A 515-nucleotide genomic window follows, 5' to 3' on the forward strand; every position below is an offset into this window, starting at 1 on the left:
GGTGGCCTAACCCCTTGTGGGAGGGAGCCGTCGAAGGTGGGATCGGCGATTGGGACGAAGTCGTAACAAGGTAGCCGTACCGGAAGGTGCGGCTGGATCACCTCCTTTCTAAGGAGCAATTCTCCAGCTCATTCCCAACACAGGTTGGTGGGTGGTTGGCAGAGACAGTTTCGGACCCATTCGTGGTCCGGCTGGAGCTCATGGGTGGAACACTGACAACTTTTATCGCATTTGACACCGGCTCAGTCCGGGGTCGCGACGAATATATCGGCACACTGTTGGGTCCTGAAAGAACACGCGAGTGTCTTTCTGGCAAGATAACGATCCACTCGGATCATCGTTAGTACCGCAGAGCGTGCTCTGGCCGGCTTCGAGACTGGGTTCGAGTGGGTGTGTTGTTTGAGAACTGCACAGTGGACGCGAGCATCTTTGTTAGTAAGTGTTTAAGAGCGTACGGTGGATGCCTTGGCACCAGGAGCCGATGAAGGACGTAGGAGGCTGCGATAAGCCTCGGG

Annotated in this window: 2 rRNA genes; both read left to right on the forward strand. The window is 55.9% G+C overall.

Annotated features, from left to right (window positions below):
* Positions 1 to 108: ribosomal RNA gene (locus tag ACLJPD_RS33155) — 16S ribosomal RNA — on the forward strand; the annotation flags it as partial.
* Positions 109 to 433: 325 nt separating this feature from the next.
* Positions 434 to 515: ribosomal RNA gene (locus tag ACLJPD_RS33160) — 23S ribosomal RNA — on the forward strand; the annotation flags it as partial.

Source organism: Nocardia sp. A7 (genome assembly GCF_046549215.1).
Classification (GTDB): domain Bacteria; phylum Actinomycetota; class Actinomycetes; order Mycobacteriales; family Mycobacteriaceae; genus Nocardia.